The following is a 24044-nucleotide window of genomic DNA, read 5'->3' as shown; positions in this document are numbered from 1 at the left end:
GTGAATTTGAATATTTATAGAAAGGTGAAAGGGAAAGGACAGGCGCTTTTGGATCGGAGGCGTCCTGTTGTGGCTGTGGCTATTTCGAGACCACACGCAGGGCAGGGCGGGCGATGGCCTCGCGCAGCTGGCGGGCCACGGCCTCGGCTACGGGGGGCGGGAAGGCATTGCCAACCTGGCGATAGGCATTGGTCTTGGCGCCGGTGAAATGCCAGGCATCCGGGAAGCCCTGGATGCGGGCCACCATGCGCACGGTAAGGCGGGGCATATCGTTGTGGAAAGGGTCTGGTGCCTCATAGGCGATGGTGCGTCCCTCAACTCCCAGAGAGGCCCAGGCGCGCCGGGCCCGTGTTGGGCCCAAGTCCGGCCCGCCGTGTTTTTTGGAGCCCCCGACGATTGTCGGGGCAATCTCATCCGCCTGGGCGGCCCAGTCGTCGGCACCGCGCCAGCCGCGGGCCTTCATCAGGTCCAACAGGGTTTCGCCCACGGTGGGCGGATTGTGTGGCAGTGGTTCCGGCCAGTTGAACTGGTCTGAGTATTCCTTGCGCAGCGCCACAATTGCCACCCGCGGGCGCAGCTGCGGCACGCCGTAGTCAGAGGCATTGAGCAGGCGCCAATCGGTTTCATAGCCGAGTTTGGAGAGCTGCTTTTTCAGCTTTTCGCGGTAGTCATGAAAGGCGGCATCCAGAAAGCCGCGCACGTTTTCGATCATGACCGCACGGGGACGGGTCGAATCGACGATATGAATGGCATCGTCGAAGAGATTGCGCTCATCCTTTTCGCCCAGCTGTTTGCCCGCGACGGAAAAGGGCGGGCAGGGCAGGCCGCCAGCCAGTAGATCAATGCCTTTGTAGGCGCTGGCGTCGTCTTTGAACAGGCGCAGGTCCTCTTCGAGCACGTTCCAGTTGGGGCGGTTGTGGCGCAGGGTGGCACAGCAGTGCTTGTCGATCTCGACCAATGCGGTGTGATCAAAGCCGGCGCGTTCCAGTCCCAGCGCCTGACCGCCAGCCCCTGCGCAAAGTTCCACGGATGTGAGCATGTCGTGCCGCCTGCCTGTTTCTTGTTTTGGTGTTCTGGATCTGTTCCTATGCGCAAAGCTGATTCCACGCAAGGCTGCGTTAGAGTCACCCATTGGAACGCGAAAGGCCACCCCAGAAGGAGTGGCCTGTTCGAAATCCAAAATGGAGCGGGCGAGGCGATTCGAACGCCCGACCCTAACCTTGGCAAGGTTATGCTCTACCCCTGAGCTACGCCCGCGCACCATTTGGTGAGGGGGCTTCTAGTGGGGTTGAGCCACAGGCACAAGAGAAAAATGCGCAGATTTTGTAATTCTGATTGGGAGGCATTTCTGACCTAGGATTTTTCCCAGGGTCTTGCTGCTGCGGGTCCTTGGGAAAAAGGGACAGGGTAATTTTTTGCGTCTCCTGCGACGGAAAGCGGTGCCATGAACGTTGGGTAATACAGCAGCGTAAAAGTAAGGGAGAGCGCCGTGGGAAAGTTCAAAGAAACGATGCGGCTTACGGCCTTGTCCTTGGCAGTTGTGTCGGGGTTGGTGGTGCAGGCTGGCACCCGCATAGACTCAACCGATGACGGAATTGAAGCCTCTGGTCAGGCCCTGTCAGTGCCCCCTCTTCAAGAGCAGGCGCTACAGGCGCAATGCGATTTGGGCGGGCAGCTTGTCGTCACTCCGGTAGAAGCCTGGGCCGTTATGGCATTGCGTTGGCAGCACTCCCGCTGGGGCATGACGGCGGCGGGGGAGCATAGATATCTTGCCCCTAGTTTCTATGTGCTTGAATGCGACAGCCCTCACAGGCCCGTCTGGCGCGATGCCTGACAGAGGCCGAAAGATAGCGCAGGATGAATGAACAGGCCTTTGTGTACCGACTTGAGTGGCCTCAAAGGCTGCCGCTGAGGTTGGGGGCAGGGCTCGCACGATGAAGAAAAGCCCCGAAGGAATATTCCTTCGGGGCTCTTTTGGTTTTGAGCTATTCTAGCGCAGAGAGCCGAAAAGCTTGGCCCGGTTAGTCTTCTGTGCCTAGCTCTTCCAGCTCAATCAGCAGGTCTTTGGCATCGATCTGAGTGCCCGCCGAGACATGCAGGGCCTTGATACGGGCTGAGCGTTCGGCGTGTAGACCTGTTTCCATCTTCATTGCCTCAATGGTCAGCAGCATATCGCCCTCGTGCACCTCTTGGCCGACCTGTACCGCAACACTGGCCACAACACCGGGCATTGGTGCGCCGATGTGATCGGCATTGCCTGCTTCGGCTTTGGGACGGCTGTCGGTGCTGGCCTTGACCAGACGGTTTGGCACTCGGATGACGCGGGGCTGGCCGTTGAGTTCAAAGAAGACTTTGACTTCGCCAGTCTCGTCGGTTTCGCCAATGGCTTGCAGGCGGATCTCCAGCGTCTTGCCGGGGTCAATCTCGGCGGTGATCTCTTCGCCGGGCTCCATGCCGTAGAAGAAGGCGCGGGTGGGCAGGGTACGCACCGGACCGTATTGGCGGTGACGCCCCATGTAGTCGAGGAAGACCTTGGGATACATCAGATAGCCGTTGAGATCTTCGTCATCCACCACTTTGCCTTCCAGCTGCTGGCTGAGCTCGGTGCGGGTGGCTTCCAGATCCACCGGCTCCAGATGGGCGCCGGGACGGGCCAGATTGGGGGCGTCGCCTTTGAGCACCTTGGCGGTGATCCCTTCGGGGAAGCCGCCCGGAGGCTGGCCCAGGTTGCCGCGCATCATGTCGACGACGCTGTCAGGGAAGGAGACCTCGGTGTCGGGGCTTTCGACCTCGGCGCGGCTGAGGTTCTGAGAGACCATCATCAGCGCCATGTCGCCCACCACTTTGGAGGAGGGGGTCACCTTGACGATATCGCCAAACATCTGGTTCACATCGGCATAGGTCTGGGCGACCTCATGCCAGCGCTCTTCCAAACCAAGGCTGCGAGCCTGCGCTTTGAGGTTGGTGAACTGGCCACCGGGCATTTCGTGCAGATAAACCTCCGAGGCAGGGGCGGCGAGGCCGCTTTCAAAGGCGGCATATTGTGCGCGGACCTGCTCCCAGTAGTCTGAGATTTCGCGGATTGCGGCGATATCCAGCCCGGTGTCACGGTCGGTGTTGCGCAGCCCTTCGACGATGGAGCCAAAGCAGGGTTGCGAGGTGCCGCCGGAGAAGGCGTCCATAGCAACATCCACCGCATCGACGCCGGCATCTGCGGCCGCCAGGATGGTGGCCCCGGCAATGCCCGAGGTGTCATGGGTATGGAAGTGGACCGGCAGGCCAACTTCGGATTTCAACGCTTTGACCAGCTGCCGGGCGGCGGCGGGCTTCAGCAGGCCGGCCATGTCTTTCAGACCCAGAACATGGGCGCCTGCGGCCTCCAGCTCCTTGGCCATGCCGACATAGTATTTCAGGTCATATTTGGCCCGGTTGGGGTCGAGGATATCGCCGGTGTAGCAGATGGTGCCTTCGCAGAGCTTGCCGCTCTCGACCACCGCATCCATGGCGACGCGCATGTTTTCCACCCAGTTGAGGCTGTCAAACACCCGGAACACATCAACGCCGGTCTCCGCCGCCTGGCGGACAAACTCCTGCACCACGTTGTCGGGGTAGTTGGTATAGCCCACGCCATTGGAAGCGCGCAGCAACATTTGGGTCATCACATTGGGCATGGCTTCGCGCAGATCGCGCAGGCGCTGCCAGGGGCATTCCTGCAGGAAGCGATAGGCCACATCAAAGGTCGCGCCGCCCCAGCATTCCACCGAGAACAGCTGGCTGAGGTTTTGTGCATAGGCAGGGGCCACCTTAATCATGTCATGGCTGCGCATCCGGGTGGCCAGCAACGACTGGTGGCCATCGCGCATGGTGGTATCAGTCAGCAGCAACTGCCGCTGGGCCTTCATCCAGTCGGCCACGGCTTGGGCGCCCTTTTGCTCCAGCAGGTTGCGGGTACCATAGGGCAGCGGCGCCGGGTCCACATGCGGTGCACGCGGCTCTTTCAGATCTGCCGCAGGGGCGGCCCGACCTTCGGTCTCGGGGTGGCCGTTCACGGAGATATCCGCCAGATAGGTCAGCACCTTGGTGCCGCGGTCCTGGCGTTTGGCAAACTGGAACAGGCCCGGCGTATTGTCGATGAATGTGGTGGTATAACTGTTGTCGAGGAAGGTCGGGTGCTTCAGCAGGTTCTCAACAAAGGCAATATTGGTGGACACACCGCGGACCCGGAATTCACGCAGGGCGCGGTCCATACGGGCAATGGCCTTTTCTGGGGTCTGTGCCCAGGCGGTGACCTTGGTCAGCAGGCTGTCATAATAGCGGGTGATCACCCCGCCGGCATAGGCGGTGCCGCCGTCCAGACGGATGCCCATGCCTGTGGCCGAACGGTAAGCGGTGATACGGCCGTAATCGGGGATGAAGTTGTTCAGTGGATCCTCAGTGGTTACCCGGGTCTGCAGCGCGTGCCCATTGAGGCGGATCTCGCTCTGCGCGGCCTTGCCGGTGGCCTCGGCAATGGGTTTGCCCTCGGCGATCAGGATCTGCGCCTGAACGATGTCGATACCGGTGACCTCTTCGGTGACGGTATGTTCCACCTGAACGCGGGGGTTCACCTCGATGAAGTAGAACTTGCCGCTCTCCATATCCATCAGGAATTCAACGGTGCCGGCGCATTCATAATTTACATGGGCACAGATCTTGCGGCCCAGCTCGCAGATCTCGGCGCGCTGTTCCTCAGAGAGATAGGGGGCGGGCGCGCGTTCTACCACTTTCTGGTTACGCCGTTGCACCGAACAGTCGCGCTCAAACAGGTGGTAGATCTCGCCGTGCTTGTCGCCCAGGATCTGCACCTCGACGTGACGCGCGCGGGTGATCATCTTTTCCAGATAGCCCTCGCCATTACCAAAGGCGGCTTCGGCCTCGCGGCGACCTTCCAGCACTTTTTCTTCCAGCTCGTCCGGGCCGTGAATGGGGCGCATGCCGCGACCGCCACCGCCCCAGGAGGCCTTGAGCATCAGCGGATAGCCGACTTCGGTAGCTTCCTCTGCGATGGCCTTCATGTCATCGCCCAGCACCTCGGTGGCGGGAATGACCGGCACACCGGCTTCAATGGCAACGCGACGGGCCGAGGCCTTGTCGCCCAGTGCACGCATTGTTTCGGCTTTGGGGCCGATAAAGGTGATGCCGTTGCGGGCGCAGGCATCGACGAAATCCGGGTTCTCCGACAGCAGGCCGTAGCCGGGGTGGATCGCATCGGCGCCGCACTCTTTGGCGACGCGAATGATCTCGTCAATGCTCAGATAGGCGGCAACCGGGCCCATGCCTTCGCCAATGCGGTAAGCCTCATCGGCTTTGAAGCGGTGCAGGCCCAGCTTGTCCTCTTCGGCATAGACGGCAACCGTGCGTTTGCCCATTTCATTTGCAGCACGCATGACGCGAATGGCGATTTCGCCCCGGTTTGCAATCAGGATCTTCTTGAAATCAGGCATTGTCGCTCCTCGGAGTAGTCTAGGGTTGGCGAAGTGTTAGTTACATCTTAGCCACTGGTATAGCCGTAGTATTGGGTATCTGCGGCATGATTGCGCTCGCATACGGCTAGAATCCGTCAGTTTTCTGTGCAGATGCAGCATTTGCGGCTGAAATTGCGCGCAGGGCCCTTCTTTTTTCGCCTAAATTTTGTGCAAATCAGGCCGTAGCGAATCTTTGGTCATTGCTACTGACATATGTCTAACCCCGTCTCCGGTGCCACAATCCGTGGAAGAAGAGCGAAAGTCGCTCGCAGGCTTTGCTACATGTTTCAGGTGTTTAGGGTTTTCACATTCGCCCGTAACGTCAGATTGCGAATTTGCAAAGTCTTCGCCTCTGCCAGGGAACGTAGCCCAAGCTGCCCCATATTGGCCTCCAGATCCTTGCTCAGGATCTCTGCCAGATGCGGCAGGCCTTTGGCGCCCAATGCTGCAAGTGCAAAGTGAAAGGCCCGCCCCAGCATGACAAAATCCGCCCCCAGAGCCAGGGCGCGCAGGATGTCCAATCCGCCCTCGACGCCACTGTCAAAAATCAGCGGCAGTTGGGTGGCAGCGCGCAGTTCCGGCAGCATCTCGATTGCGGCGGGGGCGGCATCAAATTGGCGCCCTGCATGGTTTGACACCCAAAGCGCGTCAACGCCGAGCTGTTCCAGCGGAGCGGCATCCTCTGCGCGCATCACGCCTTTGATAACCAGGCTCCCCTGCCAGTTGTCGCGCAGCCATTTCACATAGTCCCAATCGGGGGAGGTGCGCAGCAGATAGCCGATATGGGCGGTAGAGGAGAGCCCTCGGCTGTTTTCGGTGATGTATTTGTCCAGAGTGCGCATATGCGGCATGCCGCCCTGTGCCCGGTGTTTGAGCGCCATGCCCATGGCCCAAGCGGGACGCCGGGCGACCTGCGCCAAGAGGCGCGGGGTCAAGCGCGGCGGCTGGGTCAGGCCCGAGCGCACCTGGCGTTCGCGTCGCGAGGCCACGGGGACATCTACAGTCAGCACCAGAGTCTTGAAGCCAGCGATACGGGCGCGTGCCAGCATGTCTTGCCGAATGCCTTCATCTTTGGGGGGATAGAGCTGGAACCAGGCCTCCTCCCCCAGGTGTGGGGCCAGATCCTCGGGGGATTGGCTGGCCACCGTCGACAGGGAATAGGGGATGCCAGAGCTGGCACCAAACCGGGCCAGCTGGCCCTCGGCGTCAGGCCAGATCAGGCCGGACATGCCCACGGGCGCTATGCCAAAGGGCAGCGGCAAGTCCCGCCCCAGCAGGCGTGTTGTCAGATCCACCTCCTGTGGTCCATGCAGGATCGAGGGCAGAAAACCAATCTGATCCAGAGCCTCGCGATTGCGTCGCTTGGTGGCCTCGGTGCCGGTGGCGCTGTCGAGATATTCCCAGACAAAGCGGGGCAGGCGGGCCTTGGCCCGTGCGCGCAGGTCTGACAATCCGGGGCAGTGTTGATGCAAATCCATCCCCGCATTGATAAGCGGAGATGATGGTTTGGCAAGAGGGGGCCGGAAGACGGCATCCGCCGTCAGGCCACGGCGCTGTCCTCGGGGCGCTCGGGACCAAACTGTGTCTTTTCCTGCGGCGCGCGAGGCTCAACCTCGGCACCGGAAGCGATACAGACTTGATTGCGTCCCTTTGCCTTCGCATCATAAAGCGCCTCATCCGAGGCGCGCAGAAGATCCTGCGGCATGGTGCCGTGGGCGGGGTAATGGGCCACCCCCAGCGAGATGGTGATCCGCGGCAGGGATTTTTCGCCGTAGCGGACCACAATGGCCTCAACCGCCTGACGCAACAATTCGGCCTTGGTGATGACATCTTCCTGGCTGCTGCCGGACACGATCAGGGTGAACTCCTCGCCGCCCGGGCGACAGGCAATGTCATCAACATCGCAGGCCTGTTCCAGAACCGATCCTACAGCGCGCAGCACCATGTCGCCGGCATCATGGCCATGGTTGTCGTTGAACTTCTTGAAGTGATCCACGTCGAGTGCAATGAGGCTGAGCTTCTTGCCAGAGTTCTGGCTGGCATTGATCAGTTTGCGCAGCGAGTCATTCATGTGGCGTCGGTTGAACAATCCGGTGAGCGGGTCGCGCACCGACTGGTCATGCAGTTGATCGCGCATCTGCACATTTGCAATGGCCATAGAGATTTGCTCGGCACACATCTGCGCCAATTTCTTACTTTCCCTGAAATTGTCCCCCTTTTCTTGGGCCGCGCGCAGATGCATCAAGCCAACGGTTTCGCCATGGGCCAGGATCGGGAAGCAGTAGTAGCTGCGGCCGTCATGTGGCTCGGCGTGTTCACAGACAAAGTCGATTTCGGAAGAGCCATACTCATAGGTGCGCCCCCGGCGCAGCCCCCAGCATTCTTCTGGGTGGATGTGATCCTTATGCGTGCCGCCGTTCCAGCTGGCACAGCCATCCAGGACATCCCGCGAGTTTGAATAGACATAAACGCTGCCCTCGGCTTCGGGCAGGATGTGGGTCATAAAGCGGGCCACCATGTCAAACAGCTCGTCCAGCGAACGGCTGGATTGCAGCCATTCGTTCAGCTCCCCCAGCAGCTGCACTTCGCGGGCCAGGCGCAGTTGCTCGTCCAAAATGGCGCGCTCGCTTTCATTGCGCTCGTTCAGCTGCTTCATCCGCATGCTATTGGCGCTGAAGGTCATGTAGACCGCAACCGAAAGCGCAACAAAAGCAATCGTGGTCAAGACAATAAGCGAAAGGCGGGCGCGATTGACAAAGGTATCGCGGCGCTCTGTGATATCGGTGAAGAATTCAATGGCGCCATCAAAATGGCCATTGTGCATCAAGGGCACATAGATCTGAGCCACCTCGCGCGCGCCCGCTGCATAGCTGTCTCCCACATGCATAAGAATGCCGTCGATCTCGGAGGTGGGCAGAGTTTCATGCATATAGAAGGTCTCGCCCTGGGCGACGATGGTGTCGAAATAGGCGCGCGACTCATACTCTCCGATCTCCTCCGGCCGTGTGGACCAGAAGATCATACCGTCGCTGTTGAACAGGCGAAAGCGGTAGACATCTGATGCTTCGGGCATAAGATTCAGATACTTGGCGTCCGAGGGCGTGATAATCCCGTCCTCAAGTGTTGCCTCCGCGTCTTCCAGGTGTAGGACAACACGGCGCTGCCAGAGCTGTGACTCCTGGCGGATATCTGCTTCCAGCATGCGGTCCACAACCGGAGTGGGGACCGCTACAATGGCCCAGATGGATCCGGCAGCCATCCCCAGCAGCAAGACCAATAGGAAGAGGCTGCGCAACTTTCCATGGATCAGCGGCTTAAACTTATTACTCATGTTTCACCTGGCTTTCTCGTCCCGGTCACGATGCGCTTTGAGAGTTAAATATATCGTAATAAAAGGGAAAATTGCAGTAGGGAACCAGCTCTGGGTTGCGCATTTTCCGTCAAATTCGACGCAGTTTAATCCCGACATAAGTGGCGAACAGAATGCGAACGTCCCCTTTTCTCGGGCGTTGAATCACGCTAGGGTTATGGCCATGAGCAGTTTTGATGAAATGGACGCCTTCGAGGGCGCCTCCCTGTCGTCCCGGGCCATGGCGGCCCGTCCTACCCCCTATCTTGATGGGCTGAACCCGGCCCAGCGAGAAGCCGTGGAATGCCTGGAGGGGCCGGTTCTGATGTTGGCTGGCGCCGGAACGGGCAAGACCAAGGCGCTGACGGCACGGATTGTGCACCTGCTGAACACCGGTTCAGCCCGCACCAACGAGATTCTGGCGGTGACCTTTACCAACAAGGCCGCGCGCGAGATGAAAGAGCGGGTTGGCACTATGCTGGGGCAACCTGCCGAGGGCATGCCCTGGTTAGGGACCTTCCATTCGGTCTGCGTAAAGCTGCTGCGCCGCCATGCGGAGCTGATTTGCGGTGAAGCCTCGCCAAATTCGGATGCAGTTGTCGAAGAGGTTGAGGAATCGGAAAACCCGAACCCCTATGGGGATTTGGGAGCATCGGCGGCACCACGTCGGCGCAACACCCTGCATCTGAAATCCAATTTCACCATCCTCGACACAGATGATCAGATCCGGCTGCTCAAACAGCTGATCCGCGCTGCGGGGATTGATGAAAAGCGCTGGCCACCGCGGATGCTGGCGGGCATCATCGATGACTGGAAGAACCGGGCACTCACGCCGGAGAAATTGCCTAGCTCAGAGGCGGGTGCTTATAACCATCGCGGGCCAGAGCTTTATGCCCAGTACCAGCGCCGTCTGCTAGAGCTCAATGCCGTCGATTTTGGCGATCTTCTGCTGCACGTGGTGACGATCTTTCAGACCCATAGCGATATTCTGGCGCAGTATCAGCGCTGGTTCCGATACATCATGGTGGATGAGTATCAAGATACCAATATTGCCCAATACATGTGGCTGCGGCTGTTGGCGGGCGGTCATAAAAACATCTGCTGCGTTGGCGATGATGACCAGTCGATCTATGGCTGGCGTGGGGCCGAGGTGGGCAATATCCTACGCTTTGAAAAGGATTTCCCCGGCGCCAAGGTGGTGCGGCTGGAGCAGAATTATCGCTCGACTGAACACATCCTGGCGGCCGCCTCAGGAGTGATCAGCGGCAATTCCGGCCGCTTGGGCAAGGAGCTGTGGACCGCTGCCCAGGGGGGCGAGAAGGTTCGCGTGATCGGTCACTGGGACGGCGAGGAAGAGGCGCGCTGGATCGGCGAAGAGGTCGAGGCGACCCAGCGTGGGACTCGCGGTCAGCGCCCCATTGGATTGAATGATATGGCGATCCTGGTGCGGGCCTCGCATCAGATGCGCGCCTTTGAAGATCGGTTCTTGACCATCGGTCTGCCCTATCGCGTCATTGGGGGGCCTCGCTTTTACGAGCGCCTGGAGATCCGCGATGCTATGGGCTATTTCCGCATGGTCACCTCAGCTGATGATGATCTTGCGTTCGAGCGGATTGTGAACACCCCCAAACGTGGCCTGGGTGACAAAGCACAGCAGACGATTCAGAGTTTTGCTCGCGAAAACGGCGTGTCGCTGATAGAGGGCGCGCGGCTGGCTGTGGAGGCTGGCGCGATCAAGGGTAAGGGTGGCGCTGCCCTGCGGCGCCTGGTCGAAGATTTGGCGCGCTGGGGGCGTATGGTTGGGGACGCTGATGTCTCCCATATGGAGTTGGCCGAGATCATTCTGGATGAAAGCGGCTACACCGCCATGTGGCAGATGGATAAGAACCCGGACAGTCCGGGCCGTCTGGAAAACCTCAAGGAACTGGTCAAGGCGCTGGAGAACTTTGAAAACCTTCAGGGTTTTCTGGAGCATGTCAGTCTGGTGATGGACAATGACAAACAGGATTCGGACCAGAAGGTTTCAATCATGACCCTGCATGCGGCCAAGGGGCTGGAGTTTCCGGCTGTCTTCCTGCCGGGCTGGGAGGACGGGTTGTTCCCCTCGCAGCGCTCGATGGATGAAAGCGGGCTCAAGGGGCTCGAGGAAGAACGCCGTCTCGCCTATGTCGGCATCACCCGCGCCGAAGAGATCTGTACCATTTCCTTTGCTGGCAATCGCCGTGTCTTTGGCCAATGGCAGTCGCAGCTGCCCTCGCGCTTTGTGGATGAGCTGCCGGAAGAGCATGTCGAGGTGCTGACGCCACCCGGCCTTTATGGGGGCGGCTATGGTGCTGCGGCCAGTGCGGCTGAGCCGGTGCGCTCGACCATTGATGCCAAGGTGGCCCAGGCTGATGGGTACAACTCGCCTGGGTGGAAGCGCATGCAGGCGCGTTCAGCGCAGCGTGGGACTGCCCAGCCCAAAGCGGCGCAGAGCCAGGTGATTGATCTGACGGCGAGTTCCAGCTTTACCCTGGGCGATCGGGTGTTTCACCAGAAATTTGGCTATGGTGCCATCACAGGTATTGAAGGCGACAAGCTGGAAGTGAGCTTTGAAAAGGCCGGGGTGAAAAAGGTGGTTGCCCGCTTTATTTCTTCTGCAGGTGGTGAGACTGCTTCAACCGGCTCGGATGATGTCCCGTTTTGAGGCGATATGTGATCTGAAAGATCACCGGATCGGATCGCAGAGCGATCCGATCCGGGCGGGGGCGCCGAGACAGTAAACTGTCTCGGCGCCCCCGCCACCCCCTTGCCACTGTTGAGATCCGCAACAGTCGCCACGTTTTCAGGGGCTGCCTGGGCCGGATTGTGCCCCGATTTCGTCCCTGGTCGAGAACTGTCGGGGTGGAGAGGAAAACCTGCGGAAATGCCCAGTTAAAACCTGAAGCCAGGGAACGCTCGGCCTGCCTGTTTTAGCAGGTTTCCGTACCAGGGGTTCAGCCTTGGTCGGTCGGCACTGACGTGAAACCCCATGCTTTTTACATGAGCGGTGCAAACCGTCAGTGCAAACCGGGCGAGATCCACCGAGCCCGGTGTTTACCCAGGCTTCTCCGCAGAGCTGGCGATCTTTCCCGAGCTGTTTGAGTGCCGGGCCAAGCAATGATCTGGGGCGTTTCTTGCTGCCAGAGAGCCCTCTGAGCCCAGCTCCTGTCGCCGTGCCGAGGGCCACGGGGCGCGAAGGGGGGGTAGTTGTGAGGCGCATTCCGGTGCAGAGCAGCGCAATCGGGTTCGAAAGGGCAAAAACAAGAAACGGCGGCGCCCAGGGAGGAGGAGGGGGCACCGCCGTTCATGACAACATCGGGACCAAGGGAGGAGGAGATCCAGATGTATTCTGTTCCGGCTTGGCCGGTATAGGGTGCGGTGACATCAGGGAGGAGGAGGATGTCACCGCGTAGGACAGGCTCTTTAGGGAGGAGGAGAAAAGAGCCTGATCTCTATTAGTTGTTTTCGTATGCGGCCTGATAGGCGACGCGTTTGATCATCGAGCGGTTCAAACCCAGATCTGCCAGATCACGCCCCGAAAGCTCGGAGAGCTCATTGTAGGTTTCGCGGTACAGACGGTAACGCGCGAATTTTGTGCTCAGCCCGTCGAACCAGGCGATTGGCAGGAACGAGAATACAGACTTAGGTGTTGCGATTTGGTTTACAGCGGCCATCGGGTCTATCCTCAGAACTGGTCTAATGTGTTGTGCCGGTCTCGGCGTTTCTTGAATTCAAAATAGCTAAATGCTGCACTTGCACAATCCCCTTTGAAAGCAATTCTGCTATGCAGCATTTGCATGGGTTGATTGTTACCCTTTTGTAAACAGGCTGTTTTTTGGGCGAAATTGTCCATTTCTGCTTTCCGATGGGGCAACTTGCTCGGACCCTCTGCCTGCTTTCCCTTGCGGAATGGGCCGGGCGGGTCCAGGCTGCCTGCTTCACCAAGACAGCTCCTTGAGCTAGGGGTGGGCCTTGGGAATCGGGCGTAGGAGGGCGGGACATGCCGGTAACACAGAAACAGGTAAAAGCCGCGCTGGAGCGCTTGGCGCTGCCGGATGGGGGTACTTTGATATCTCGGGATATGGTGCGTGCGCTAAGGTTTGATGAGATGCCGGGCACAGAGGGGCAGGCTAAGGTCCGTTTTGTCATCGAAGCCCCAAGCCCCGAAATAGCGCAACACATGGAGCCTCTGCGTCGCGCGGCGGAGGCCGCTGTTCTGGCGCTCAGCGGGGTGGGGGCTGTTTCGGTGGCGCTGACAGCCCATGGTCCGGCAGATGCGCCTGCGTCTTCCCCGCCTAAGGCGGGCGCAGCGCCAAGTCTAAAAATTGGCGGACACTCAAAAGCCCAAGCTGGACCAATCAAACCCAAAGGGGTTGCCCGTATTCTGGCTGTGGCCTCTGGCAAAGGAGGCGTGGGGAAGTCTACCGTCAGTGCCAACCTGGCGGTGGCGCTGTCGCGGCAGGGGCGGCGCGTTGGTTTGCTGGATGCCGATATATATGGCCCAAGCCAGCCGCGTATGATGGGGGTCTCTGGGCGGCCAAGCAGTTCCGATGGCACTGTGATAGAACCTTTGCACGCCCATGGCGTCACCCTGATGTCCATTGGTCTTATGGTGCCCGAAGACAAGGCTGTCGTCTGGCGGGGGCCCATGCTGATGGGGGCTCTGCAACAGATGTTGGGCCAGGTGAACTGGGGCGAGTTAGATGTGCTGATCGTTGATCTGCCGCCCGGAACGGGGGATGTGCAGCTGACCCTCTGCACCAAGAGCGAATTGAGCGGCGCCATTGTTGTCAGCACGCCGCAGGATGTTGCACTTATAGATGCCCGCAAGGCGCTGGATATGTTCAAAACCCTAAAGACGCCGGTTCTGGGTCTGATCGAGAACATGTCCTTCTTCACCTGCCCGGATTGTGGCGGTGAGCATCATATCTTTGGTCATGGGGGTGTCGCGGCCGAGGCCGAGGCGCTGGGTCTGCCTTTGCTCGGAGCGCTGCCCATTGATCTTGACACCCGCCTGGCCGGGGATGCCGGTAGGCCTGTCGCCACAGGAGCGGGGCCAATTGCTGAGGCCTATGCACAAATTGCCAAGGGGCTTGTGGCGGGCGGCATGGCTTAGGCCTCGTTGCGCCGTGCTGCTATTTCCCTTGTCTGAGGCGCCAATAGTATGAGTGGGCGCCTTGGGCATTACAGGTCGGCTTGAGTTTTGAGGTATTCTACAAAACTCGCCTGATCCTGCGGGGCTCGCAGCCCTCGTCACAACCCAGGGGTGATATGCGCTGAATTTGCGAATATGGGAAATTATGGGACCCATGGGAATTCGGGGTCCGATTTTGGGACGAGATGGGGCATGAGCTCTCCCTTGCAGTGCAGTTTTTCCGAATCGGAGCGCTGAGTCCGCCTTCGATTCTCATTACCCACAGAGTTATGCACAGATTGAGGCTAGAACATTAAGTGAACTCTTAATCTGTTGTTAACAAGTTGGTCTCGAGTTGGGATTTCATGGGCCAAACCTTGTGCCTTTCTACAACTTTTTTGCCTCACTATATGTAGTGTTTGATGCCGCTTTTGGCGCAAATAGGGCGATATTTTTCAGAATATGGTTAATGAAATGTGGCTTCTCTGCGGCGTTCGAGGCGGTATTGTGGCGAGTTTTTTTAATAGTGGGTTGTCAGGCCATGATTTCCCATAGTATCCCTAATTCATCGGATGCGACGAAGAGCACATCGGGGCGCTAAAGACCCCAGCTCATAATAATAAGCAGGTTCATACAGGCCTTCATTTCATCCGAACAATGAGAGATCCGGCGCGCGGGCGAGCAGACATCCCCCCAGGTGGCGCGCGCAGTCGGACACCCCGCTAAGCGGGAATTAGGAGGCGGGTTGATCAGTGGCAGCAGATCAACCCGCCTTCCTTAGTTTCTGGGGAAGGCAACGCGCCGCCGGGCGCAGGTAGAGGGCGAATTCTTGGGCCGTAGGTTCAGAGGCGAAAGCCACCATAAGGTGGACACAAAGGGGCGGGTATCGATTCCGGCCTCCTTTCGTCGTGTGATCGAAGCCAGCGACCCGAATTGGAAGTCCGGAGAGAATCCGGAGCTGGTTATCGTCTATGGCGACCATCGCCGCAACTACCTGGAATGCTACACCATCGAAGCGATTGAAGAGGTCGATGACAAAATCGACGCTCTGCCGCGTGGTTCTATGCAGCGCAAGATGCTGCAGCGCCTGTTTCATGGCCAGTCCTTTCCCACCACAATTGATGAGACGGGTCGCCTGGTGTTGCCAGCCAAGCTGCGCAACAAGATCGACTTGGAAAAAGAAGCCTTCTTTATGGCGGCCGGTGATACCTTCCAGATCTGGAAGCCCGAGACCTATGAAGAAGAAGAAATGGCGCTTGCCGACAAATGGATGGATGAGCTGCCAGAAGGGTTTGACCCGCTGGAGTTCCTTGATGGCGCCGGAGGCGCATAAGAAATGACCACGGAACACCCCGCCCCCTCTGCTCCCCATGTTCCGGTTCTGCTGCGCCCCCTTCTCAAAGCGGTTGCGCCTGTGTCGGGGCGTTGGCTGGATGGTACCTTTGGTGCGGGCGGCTATAGCCGCGGATTGCTTGAGGCTGGAGCCGGTCAGGTCATCGGCGTCGACCGTGATCCGCTGGCCTTTGAGCTCGCCAAACCCTGGGCCGGGGAGTATGGCGACCGTCTGATTATGCAGCAGGGTGTGTTTTCCAAAATGGATGAATATGCTCAGGATCTGGACGGCGTGGTGCTGGATCTTGGCGTATCTTCGATGCAACTGGATCTGGCGGAACGCGGCTTTTCCTTTATGCGCGACGGGCCGTTGGATATGCGGATGTCGCAGGCCGGGCCGTCGGCTGCGGATCTGGTGGCGGAACTTTCCGAGGTGCAGCTGGCCGATATCCTGTTCCACTTTGGTGAGGAGCGCGCCAGCCGCCGTATCGCCAAGGCCATCGTCAAGGCCCGCGAGCTGGAACCGATCACCACAACCCTGCAGCTGGCTCAGCTGGTTGAGGGCTGCCTGCCGCGTTCAAAACCAGGCCAGTCACATCCTGCGACACGCAGTTTTCAGGCTCTGCGGATTGCCGTAAATGCCGAATACGAAGAGCTGTTCAACGGTTTGCTGGCGGCGGAGCGTGCGCTCAAGCCCGGCGGGCTACTGGCGGTTGTCACTTTCCATTCTGTCGAGGATCGCATGGTCAAGCGCTTCTTTCAGCATCGGGCCAACAAGACCGGGCGCGCCAACCGCTATGCGCCTGAAATCGAAGAGGTGCCGTCGCAGTTCGAACTGGTGACCCGCAAGGCCGTGGGTCCCGATGACGAGGAACTGGCAGAAAATCCACGCTCCCGGTCCGCCCGATTGCGGGTTGGCCGACGGACCGAGGCGGCTCCGGCGCCGATCACCGCGAAGGATCTGAGCATGCCTCAGCTGAAAGAGGGGCGAAAATGAAGTCTTTGCTCTATGCGCTGACGGCTCTGGCCGTCTTTGGACTCGCCTTTTGGGCCTACCGCGAAAACTACGCCACCCAGCAGGTGCTAAAAGAGACCCGTGGGCTGCAACGTGAAATCGGCGCTGCGCAGGAACGGCTTAGTGTGCTCAGGGCGGAATGGGCCTATCTCAACCGTCCTGACCGGCTGATGGAACTGGCGGAGCTCAACTTTGAACGCCTTGGCTTGTTGCCGCTGCGCCCTGATCAGTTCGGGCGGGTAGATGAGGTCTCCTACCCGGTGCAGCCAGCTTTGTTGATTACCGAAGGCGTTGATGTCTCGGGTCTGAACGCCCAGAGTGGTGAGGAGCCCGGCCAATGATCCGCAAACCGCTGCGCCCCCTTGCCCGGGTTCTGGATGCCCGCGCTAAAGGCGAAAACCCTGACGTCATCGAGAAAGAGAATATCCGTCAACGCCATGACGAGATGCAGGTGAAATCGCGCCAGCGCGCCGAAGGGCGCCTGTTGGTTCTGGGGGTGTTTTTTCTCTGTGCCTACGCAGCGGTTGCCGCGCGGATGGGGGTCATGGCGACCTCTGAACCGCGTGAGCCAGTTGCCAGCGTGGCGGGCAGCGCAATTGCCATGCAGCGGGCTGATATCGTCGATCGCCAGGGGCGCATTCTGGCGACCAATTTTGAGACACACTCGCTCTATGTGCAGCCCCAGCAACTGATTGATCCGCAAAATGCGGTGGACCGACTGGTCGAGATCTTCCCGGATCTTGATCATGCCGACCTGCTTGAGAAATTCACCGGATCACGCAAGTTTTTGTGGATCAAAAAGAAAATCAGCCCCGAGCAAAAGCAAGCTGTACATGATATTGGAGATCCCGGCCTATTGTTTGGCCCGCGCGAGATGCGCCTTTATCCCAATGGCTCGGTTGCGGCCCATGTTCTGGGCGGTGCGAGTTTTGGCAAGGAAGGGGTCAGCGCCGCCGAGGTGATCGGGGTGGCAGGCGTCGAAAAACAGTTTGACGACTACCTGCGCAACCCGGGCAATGGCACCAAACCTCTTGAGCTCTCATTGGATCTAACCGTGCAGGCAGCGGCTGAGCGGGTGCTGGACGGCGGCATGAAGCTGATGAACGCCGAAGGCGCAACCTCGATCCTGATGGATGTGCAGACCGGCGAGGTTATCTCGGTGGTTTCGCTGCCTGACTTTGATCCCAATGAGCGCCCCGCGCCGCCGACCTCGGGCTTTGACCCATCGGTGAGCCCCTTGTTCAATCGTGCAGTTCAAGGCGTCTATGAGCTTGGCTCGACCTTCAAGATCTTTACGGCGGCTCAGGCCATGGATCTGGGGCTGGTGAATGCGGACACCGTCATTGACACCCGCGGACCGCTGCGGTGGGGGAAATTCTCGATCAAGGATTTCCGCAACTACGGCAATGAGCTGTCAGTGACCAAGATCATTGTCAAATCCTCCAATATCGGCACCGCCCGCTTGGCGCAGCAAATTGGCGCTGAGCGTCAGCAGGATTTCCTGCAGCAGCTGGGCATGCTGGAGGCCACACCCTTTGAGATCGTTGAGGCCCAGGGGGGTAAGCCCCTGCTGCCCAAGAACTGGTCCGAGCTCTCGGCAATGACCATCTCCTATGGCCACGGGATCTCGACGACGCCGATGCATTTGGCGGCTGGCTATGCGGCTGTGGCCAATGGGGGGCGCTATGTCAGCCCGACCATCCTCAAGCAGGATGGCCCGCAGCTGGGGCGTCGTATCATGTCCGAAGAATCCGCGGCAGCAGCCCGTACCATGCTGCGTCAGGTGGTAACCGAAGGCACCGCGAGCTTTGCCCGCGTGCCCGGCTATCAGGTCGGTGGCAAGACCGGCACTGCCGACAAGCCCAAACCGCGCGGTGGGTATTATGAGGACAAGGTGATCGCCACTTTTGCCTCGATCTTTCCGGCCCATGATCCCAAATATGTGCTGGTGGTGACACTGGATGAACCTTCAGTCATTGCCCATGGCGAAGAGCGCCGCACAGCGGGCTGGACTGCCGTTCCGGTGGCAGCGGAAATGATTGGGCGATTGGCGCCGCTTTTGGGGCTCAGACCACAAGTTGAACCCACCGAGGTGACTGGTATAACCCTCACTTCAAACTGACCCCGGCGAGTGATCCCGGGCCTAATACCTGGTGAGGGCCGCAGATGCGCAGCAACCCCGACGATACTTCCGACCTCCGCCCCCTAAGCGAGCTGGGCCTCACCGCTCGTGGCGGCGCAGATCCGCTGATTTCCGGCCTCGCGGTTGATAGCCGTCGCGTGGCAGAGGGCACGCTTTTTGCCGCTCTGCCGGGCAGTCAGGTGCATGGGGCTAAATTCATCCCAGCGGCATTGGAGCAGGGCGCTGTGGCGATTTTGACCGATGCCGCTGGCGCCAAGATTGCGGCGCAGCCGCTCGAAGAAAGCCATGCCGCTGTGGTGATTGTCGAAGACCCGCGTCAGGCGCTGGCCTATGCGGCGGCTCTGTGGTTTGGCGCCCAGCCGCAGACCATGGTTGCAGTGACGGGCACCAATGGCAAAACCTCGGTGGCGACCTTTGTGCGCCAGATCTGGTGCGCCCTGGGCCATGAGGCCGTGAACCTTGGCACCACCGGGATTGAAGGCGCCTGGAGTCATCCGCTGGCCCATACCACGCCTGAGCCGATCACACTGCACCGCGCCCTGGCCAAGGCCGCAGAGGCCGGTGTTACCCATGCGGCGATGGAGGCCTCGTCCCATGGGCTGGACCAATGCCGTCTGGATGGGGTGCAGCTGGCGGCGGCGGGGTTTACCAATTTCACCCAGGATCATCTGGACTATCACGAGACATTTGAGGCCTATTTTGCCGCCAAGGCCGGGCTGTTTCGCCGGGTTCTGCCCGAGGATGGCGTCGCGGTGATCAATATGAATGACCCGCGCGGGGCAGAGATGCGCGCGGTGGCCGCAGCCCGCGGGCAAGAGGTGATCAGCATCGGGCGGGGCTTGGGCGATATCAGCCTTACGGGGCTGCGTTATGATGACACCGGGCAGGACCTGCGCTTCAATTGGCACGACCAACCCTACCAGAAGCGGTTGAACCTTATCGGCGGCTTTCAGGCCGAAAATGTGCTTCTGGCTTGCGGCCTGGTGATTGCCGGGGGGGAAGACCCCGCAGCGGTCTTTGACACCCTGCCGCAGCTGACCACGGTGCGCGGCCGCATGGAACATGCCGCAACCCGCGACAATGGCGCTGCGGTCTTTGTCGATTACGCCCATACCCCGGATGCGGTGACCACGGCGATCAAGGCGCTGCGCCCGCATGTTTTGGGGCGGCTGATTGCGATTGTTGGCGCCGGCGGGGACCGGGATGCCACAAAGCGCCCCCTGATGGGCCAGGCGGCGCAGGACAATGCGGATGTTGTCATTGTAACCGATGACAACCCCCGCACGGAAGATCCCGCCCTGATCCGCGCCGCCGTCAAGGGCGGCGCCCCGGATGCGCTGGAGGTCGGCGATCGGGCTGAGGCAATCCTGCGCGGGGTCGATATGCTGGGCGCAGGCGACGTGCTGTTGATCTGCGGCAAGGGCCACGAGAGCGGCCAGGTGGTTGGCACGGATATCTTGCCCTTTGATGATGTGGAACAGGCCAGCATGGCGGTGGCCGTTTTGGATGGAAAAGCAATATGAGCGCGCTTTGGACGGCGGCAGAGGCCGCAACGGCGACAGGTGGTGAGGCCATAGGCGACTGGCAAGTCTCGGGGATTTCGATTGACACCCGTACCTTGCAGCCGGGGGATCTCTTCGTCGCGCTAAAGGCGGCCCGTGATGGCCATGATTTTGTGGCTCATGCGCTGGAGAAGAGCGCAGGCGCGGCCCTGGTGACCCATCGCCCGGCAGGCGTGGCTGCGGATGCGCCTTTGCTGATCGTCGAAGATGTTCAGGCGGCGCTTGAAGGCCTGGGGCAGGTCGCGCGGGCGCGCACCCAGGCCAAGGTGATTGCGGTCACCGGTTCGGTTGGCAAAACCTCCACCAAGGAAATGCTGGCCTGCATGCTGGCAGATCAGGGCCGTACCCATGCGGCGGTGGCCAGCTACAACAATCACTGGGGGGTGCCGCTGACGCTGGCGCGGATGCCACGCGACACGGAATTTGCGGTGATCGAGATCGGCATGAACCACCCCGGCGAGATCGCGCCGCTGGCGCGTCAGGCCCGCCCCCATTTGGCCATGGTGACTACGGTTGCTGCTGTGCATCTGGAGGCCTTTGAGGATGTGGCGGGCATTGCCCGTGAAAAATCCGCCATTATGGAAGGGCTGGAGCTCGGGGGTATCGCTGTTCTCAACGCCGATATCGAAGAGGCGCAGATTCTGGCGGCTGAGGCTCAGAGACTTGGGGTTGCCCATCAGTGGTTTGGTGAGGGTGCAACAGAGTATAAATTGCTGAGCACTAAAATCAGTGGGGAGGCCACTCTGGCAGAGGTGCGCTGTGGCGCTGAGCAGATGCAGCTCACCATTCAGTCATTGGGGGCGCATTTTGCTATGAACGCCCTGGGCGCGCTGGCCTGTGTGGCGGCGGTTGGCGCAGATGTACAGCGGGCCGCGCAGGTGCTGGCGCTTTGGTCACCGGTACAGGGGCGCGGCGCGCGTGTTGAGGTCGCCATGGAGGGCGGCAAACTGCTGCTTCTTGATGACAGCTACAACGCCAATCCGACCTCTATGGCAGCGGCGCTGGCTGTACTGGCGGCAACGCCGGATCTGGGATCTGATGCGGGCGTCAAGGGGCGCAAGATTGCTTATCTTGGTGACATGGGCGAGCTAGGACCGCAGGAGGTGGCCTTGCATGCGGGGCTGGCTGATCTGGCGGCACTGGAGGCCATAGACAGGGTGCACTGTATTGGCCCGCTTATGGCCCACCTCCATCAAGCTCTACCTGCGGAAAAGCGTGGATCGCACTACGCAACCTCTGAGGATGTGCTGCCAGATTTGCCCACACAATTGGGCTGTGGCGATATTGTGCTGGCCAAGGGGTCATTGAGTGCGGGGCTGTCCAAGATCGTTGACGGCATCCGGGAATTGGGTCATGGCAAGCGCTAATCTTGAAACCTATGTAAAGGCGAGGATCAATCCGAGATGCTCTATTGGCTGACGGCCCTGTCGGATGGCGGCGATTTTTTCAACCTGTTCCGCTATATCACCTTCCGGGCAGGGGGCGCCTTTATGACGGCGCTTCTGTTTGGCTTTCTGTTTGGCAAGCCGCTGATCAATGTGCTGCGCCGCAAACAGGGCAAGGGGCAGCCGATCCGCGATGACGGCCCAGAGGGGCATTTCACTAAGGCCGGCACCCCCACAATGGGCGGGTTGCTCATCGTTGGGGCGCTGCTGACGGCGACCCTGATCTGGGCACGGCTAGACAATCCCTTTGTCTGGTTGGTGCTTTTTGTGACGCTCTCTTTTGCGCTGATCGGCTTTGCGGATGATTATGCCAAGGTGTCCAAGCAGAACACCGCCGGGGTTTCTGGCAAGGTGCGGCTGCTTTTGGGGATCATAATCGCGGTGATCGCGGCGCTCTGTGCACGGGCCTTTCACCCCGAGGCGCTGCAGAACCAGCTGGCCCTGCCGGTGTTCAAGGATACATTGATAAATCTGGGCTATTTCTACGTGCCCTTTGTGATCTGCGTCATCGTGGGTTCTGCCAATGCGGTGAACCTGACAGATGGTCTGGATGGTCTGGCGATCATGCCGGTGATGATCGCAGCGGGCACCCTGGGCGTGATTGCCTATGCGGTGGGCCGAGTCGATTTCACCGAATATCTGGATGTGCACTACGTGCCGGGCACCGGAGAGATCCTGATCTTTGCTGCCGCGCTCTTTGGCGGTGGTCTGGGCTTCTTGTGGTACAATGCGCCCCCCGCTGCGGTCTTTATGGGCGATACTGGCTCGCTGGCCCTGGGCGGCGCTTTGGGGGCGATTGCGGTGGTCACCAAACACGAGCTGGTCTGGGCCATCGTTGGCGGCTTGTTTGTGTTGGAGGCCCTGTCGGTGATCATTCAGGTGCTTTACTTTAAGCGCACCGGACGGCGGGTGTTCCTGATGGCGCCAATCCATCACCACTATGAGAAAAAGGGCTGGGCCGAGCCCACGATTGTGATCCGTTTCTGGATCATCGCGCTGATCCTGGCGATGATTGGTCTGGCCACCCTGAAAGTGCGGTAGGTCCGCAATTTTGTCCGAGCCATCTTGGAGTCGAAGTGGAGTGCGTGCGGATTTCTGTATTTTGAAGTGGGTTATTTTTTGCAACGGGAGGCTACTCATTGAAGTCGAATCTGTCTAAGTCGCTTAGTGAAATCGTATCTGTTGAGTCGTGGTACACTCGATTCAGTGAAGAGAACCGAGAAAGCGATTTTTTCATGCATGTTCGTTTTCAAGAGGCGGTTTTTGGCGGCGAACCAGAGCAGTCCGTCCGTTTCCGATTGCGGTTACGCAAAGCAGATGTGGTTGTGAGTGTTGAAGAACCGCTAAAGATCCCCAAATCTAGCGTTCGGCGTGACCGCCTGAATGTTGAAGCAACCTATGAACAAGAGAGGACTGAAGAGAAAGGGGCTGATATTTGTGGGGAGGTTTCTGGAGAGGTTTCGCCACTCGGCGCGAAAGGAAACCTGCGTCTAACTGCAAACGCCGCTCAAAAGGTGGGCGAGACGACCAAATCAACTCGAAAGTTAAGAGCAAGCGGAACGTTAGTCGAGCATTCCGTTGATTTGGATGGCAATAACCGTTGGTCTTTCTCTCCAGTAGGAGGAGAACATCTGTTAGGACAAGCGTTTGATCGAACTGATCCATTGATGAAAGTCAAACACGTGGAGCCAATGAAAAAAATCTCTCCGGTTGTGAAGGTCCAAGTTAAATGCCTTCGCGAAGATATTGATATATTGGACTTGGAGCCAAAGACTGTTTCGAAAAGACTACTAAGACGTGGGGTCGGGGAAGCGGTAAAGCTGCGATTGGCGGAGGCAATTATCAAAGATACTCTAGCATCTGAAGGTTTGGAATTTGAGGGTGTGGCGGAAAAGTTTGCGTCCATTACTGTAGCGGATGTGATCTCTGAGGACGAATAGCAATGAAAGTCTCCTTTTACGAAGCTATGACCAAACTTTTCTGTTCGGAAGGCAGCTTTGTCGATGCTGTGCAGGAAGTCACGGGATTGAGTGGGAGAGCATTGGCCGAAGCTAGTCAGCGATTGGGCAATGAGGTGCTAGAAAAAGGTGGCATTGGCTACCCAGAATACTTGTCCCAGCTGGGAAAATTGTTTGTTGCTTCTAGGCAGTTTAATAGAGCCGAACCTCTACTAAGTGAAGCCTTGGAACTTACGCGAAAGTCACTTGGCATACACCACCCTGTGTACTCCACGCGGTTGAATGAATTTGCGGAATTGCTAACTGAATTGGGACGTTTTGAAGAGGCGGAAACACTTCGCGAAACAGTGCCACAAGAAAAAGAGACCCTTTCGCAGCGCGAAGTAGATGCTTTGCAATTACTTGCAATTGGTTACAGTCGGGCACAGGTGGCCAAGGCTCTTTCGATCTCAGAGCACACTTTAAGGGTCTATCTCGAGAGCGCTCGCTTCAAGTTGGGAGCACTCAACTCAACCCATACGGTGGCTATGGCAGTGGCTAGTGGCCAGATCGTCGTTTAGGCGCCAATTTGCGTCGTCACA

Annotated in this window: 17 protein-coding genes and 1 tRNA gene; 12 read left to right on the top strand and 6 right to left on the bottom strand. The window is 59.1% G+C overall.

The window, feature by feature from the left end; genetic code table 11:
- Positions 1-79: 79 nt before the first annotated feature.
- Together AN476_RS07810 and AN476_RS07805 are read right to left on the bottom strand one after the other, a co-directional pair.
- Positions 80-1039 carry a DNA cytosine methyltransferase gene (locus AN476_RS07810; RefSeq protein ID WP_054460464.1) on the bottom strand — a complete coding sequence of 320 codons (960 nt, stop codon included), beginning with the start codon at positions 1037-1039 and terminating at the stop codon, positions 80-82.
- Between the two features lie 143 nt (positions 1040-1182).
- A tRNA-Gly gene (locus tag AN476_RS07805) sits at positions 1183-1257 on the bottom strand.
- A gap of 232 nt (positions 1258-1489) precedes the next feature.
- On the opposite strand from AN476_RS07805, the gene AN476_RS07800 reads away from it, so the two are divergent.
- The gene (locus AN476_RS07800) at positions 1490-1834 is read left to right on the top strand and encodes a hypothetical protein (protein ID WP_157063708.1); all 345 of its coding nucleotides are present in this window, start codon (positions 1490-1492) and stop codon (positions 1832-1834) included.
- A gap of 187 nt (positions 1835-2021) precedes the next feature.
- On the opposite strand, the gene AN476_RS07795 is transcribed toward AN476_RS07800, so the two are convergent.
- The 3 genes from AN476_RS07795 to AN476_RS07785 form a co-directional block, all read right to left on the bottom strand.
- Positions 2022-5483 (bottom strand): pyruvate carboxylase, encoded by a 3462-nt coding sequence (locus AN476_RS07795; RefSeq protein WP_054460461.1) that lies wholly within the window; start codon positions 5481-5483, stop codon positions 2022-2024.
- A gap of 308 nt (positions 5484-5791) precedes the next feature.
- Entirely contained in the window at positions 5792-6982 is a 1191-nt protein-coding gene (locus tag AN476_RS07790) for an alpha-hydroxy acid oxidase (protein ID WP_054460458.1), read from the bottom strand.
- 62 nt (positions 6983-7044) lie between these two features.
- Entirely contained in the window at positions 7045-8835 is a 1791-nt protein-coding gene (locus AN476_RS07785; protein WP_054460456.1) for a diguanylate cyclase, read from the bottom strand.
- 202 nt (positions 8836-9037) lie between these two features.
- Between AN476_RS07785 and AN476_RS07780 the strand changes: the two genes are divergently transcribed.
- Positions 9038-11539, top strand: coding sequence for an ATP-dependent helicase (locus tag AN476_RS07780; protein ID WP_054460755.1), 2502 nt, complete (start codon positions 9038-9040; stop codon positions 11537-11539).
- 790 nt (positions 11540-12329) lie between these two features.
- On the opposite strand, the gene AN476_RS07775 is transcribed toward AN476_RS07780, so the two are convergent.
- The gene (locus AN476_RS07775) at positions 12330-12548 is read right to left on the bottom strand and encodes a DUF1127 domain-containing protein (protein WP_054460454.1); all 219 of its coding nucleotides are present in this window, start codon (positions 12546-12548) and stop codon (positions 12330-12332) included.
- A gap of 326 nt (positions 12549-12874) precedes the next feature.
- On the opposite strand from AN476_RS07775, the gene AN476_RS07770 reads away from it, so the two are divergent.
- The 10 genes from AN476_RS07770 (at position 12875) to AN476_RS23355 (ending at position 24023) form a co-directional block, all read left to right on the top strand.
- Positions 12875-13990 carry an Mrp/NBP35 family ATP-binding protein gene (locus AN476_RS07770; protein ID WP_054460452.1) on the top strand — a complete coding sequence of 372 codons (1116 nt, stop codon included), beginning with the start codon at positions 12875-12877 and terminating at the stop codon, positions 13988-13990.
- Between the two features lie 883 nt (positions 13991-14873).
- Positions 14874-15341, top strand: coding sequence for a division/cell wall cluster transcriptional repressor MraZ (gene mraZ, locus AN476_RS07765; RefSeq protein ID WP_054460450.1), 468 nt, complete (start codon positions 14874-14876; stop codon positions 15339-15341).
- A gap of 3 nt (positions 15342-15344) precedes the next feature.
- Positions 15345-16337 (top strand): 16S rRNA (cytosine(1402)-N(4))-methyltransferase RsmH, encoded by a 993-nt coding sequence (gene rsmH / locus AN476_RS07760; protein ID WP_054460448.1) that lies wholly within the window; start codon positions 15345-15347, stop codon positions 16335-16337.
- Positions 16334-16696, top strand: coding sequence for a cell division protein FtsL (locus AN476_RS07755; RefSeq protein WP_054460446.1), 363 nt, complete (start codon positions 16334-16336; stop codon positions 16694-16696). Before rsmH ends, AN476_RS07755 begins: the two co-directional genes overlap by 4 nt.
- Positions 16693-18477, top strand: a complete 1785-nt coding sequence (locus AN476_RS07750) for a penicillin-binding protein 2 (protein WP_054460444.1) — start codon at positions 16693-16695, stop codon at positions 18475-18477. Before AN476_RS07755 ends, AN476_RS07750 begins: the two co-directional genes overlap by 4 nt.
- Before the next feature lie 44 nt (positions 18478-18521).
- A complete protein-coding gene (locus AN476_RS07745; RefSeq protein WP_054460442.1) occupies positions 18522-20021 on the top strand; it encodes a UDP-N-acetylmuramoyl-L-alanyl-D-glutamate--2,6-diaminopimelate ligase in 1500 nt (499 codons plus the stop codon).
- A complete protein-coding gene (gene murF / locus AN476_RS07740) occupies positions 20018-21427 on the top strand; it encodes a UDP-N-acetylmuramoyl-tripeptide--D-alanyl-D-alanine ligase (RefSeq protein ID WP_054460440.1) in 1410 nt (469 codons plus the stop codon). The genes AN476_RS07745 and murF overlap by 4 nt, the downstream gene beginning before the upstream one ends.
- A 36-nt stretch (positions 21428-21463) precedes the next feature.
- A complete protein-coding gene (gene mraY / locus AN476_RS07735; protein ID WP_054460438.1) occupies positions 21464-22546 on the top strand; it encodes a phospho-N-acetylmuramoyl-pentapeptide-transferase in 1083 nt (360 codons plus the stop codon).
- A gap of 98 nt (positions 22547-22644) precedes the next feature.
- Positions 22645-23445, top strand: coding sequence for a hypothetical protein (locus tag AN476_RS07730; protein ID WP_157063707.1), 801 nt, complete (start codon positions 22645-22647; stop codon positions 23443-23445).
- Between the two features lie 2 nt (positions 23446-23447).
- Positions 23448-24023, top strand: coding sequence for a LuxR C-terminal-related transcriptional regulator (locus tag AN476_RS23355; RefSeq protein ID WP_054460434.1), 576 nt, complete (start codon positions 23448-23450; stop codon positions 24021-24023).
- Positions 24024-24044 lie beyond the last annotated feature (21 nt).

It is taken from the genome of Phaeobacter sp. 11ANDIMAR09 (assembly GCF_001294455.1).
Classification (GTDB): Bacteria; Pseudomonadota; Alphaproteobacteria; order Rhodobacterales; family Rhodobacteraceae; genus Pseudophaeobacter.
This window is presented reverse-complemented; position numbering and strand designations above follow the sequence as displayed.

Bases quoted from the DNA above. Each gene is read 5' to 3' on its own strand.
- AN476_RS07745 (WP_054460442.1), top strand. From the start codon at position 18,522: ATGCGCAGCAACCCCGACGATACTTCCGACCTCCGCCCCCTAAGCGAG.
- AN476_RS07810 (WP_054460464.1), bottom strand. From the start codon at position 1,039: ATGCTCACATCCGTGGAACTTTGCGCAGGGGCTGGCGGTCAGGCGCTG.
- AN476_RS07780 (WP_054460755.1), top strand. From the start codon at position 9,038: ATGAGCAGTTTTGATGAAATGGACGCCTTCGAGGGCGCCTCCCTGTCG.
- murF (WP_054460440.1), top strand. From the start codon at position 20,018: ATGAGCGCGCTTTGGACGGCGGCAGAGGCCGCAACGGCGACAGGTGGT.
- rsmH (WP_054460448.1), top strand. From the start codon at position 15,345: ATGACCACGGAACACCCCGCCCCCTCTGCTCCCCATGTTCCGGTTCTG.
- mraY (WP_054460438.1), top strand. From the start codon at position 21,464: ATGCTCTATTGGCTGACGGCCCTGTCGGATGGCGGCGATTTTTTCAAC.
- AN476_RS07750 (WP_054460444.1), top strand. From the start codon at position 16,693: ATGATCCGCAAACCGCTGCGCCCCCTTGCCCGGGTTCTGGATGCCCGC.
- AN476_RS07795 (WP_054460461.1), bottom strand. From the start codon at position 5,483: ATGCCTGATTTCAAGAAGATCCTGATTGCAAACCGGGGCGAAATCGCC.
- AN476_RS07790 (WP_054460458.1), bottom strand. From the start codon at position 6,982: ATGGATTTGCATCAACACTGCCCCGGATTGTCAGACCTGCGCGCACGG.
- AN476_RS07785 (WP_054460456.1), bottom strand. From the start codon at position 8,835: ATGAGTAATAAGTTTAAGCCGCTGATCCATGGAAAGTTGCGCAGCCTC.
- AN476_RS07775 (WP_054460454.1), bottom strand. From the start codon at position 12,548: ATGGCCGCTGTAAACCAAATCGCAACACCTAAGTCTGTATTCTCGTTC.
- AN476_RS07755 (WP_054460446.1), top strand. From the start codon at position 16,334: ATGAAGTCTTTGCTCTATGCGCTGACGGCTCTGGCCGTCTTTGGACTC.
- AN476_RS23355 (WP_054460434.1), top strand. From the start codon at position 23,448: ATGAAAGTCTCCTTTTACGAAGCTATGACCAAACTTTTCTGTTCGGAA.
- AN476_RS07770 (WP_054460452.1), top strand. From the start codon at position 12,875: ATGCCGGTAACACAGAAACAGGTAAAAGCCGCGCTGGAGCGCTTGGCG.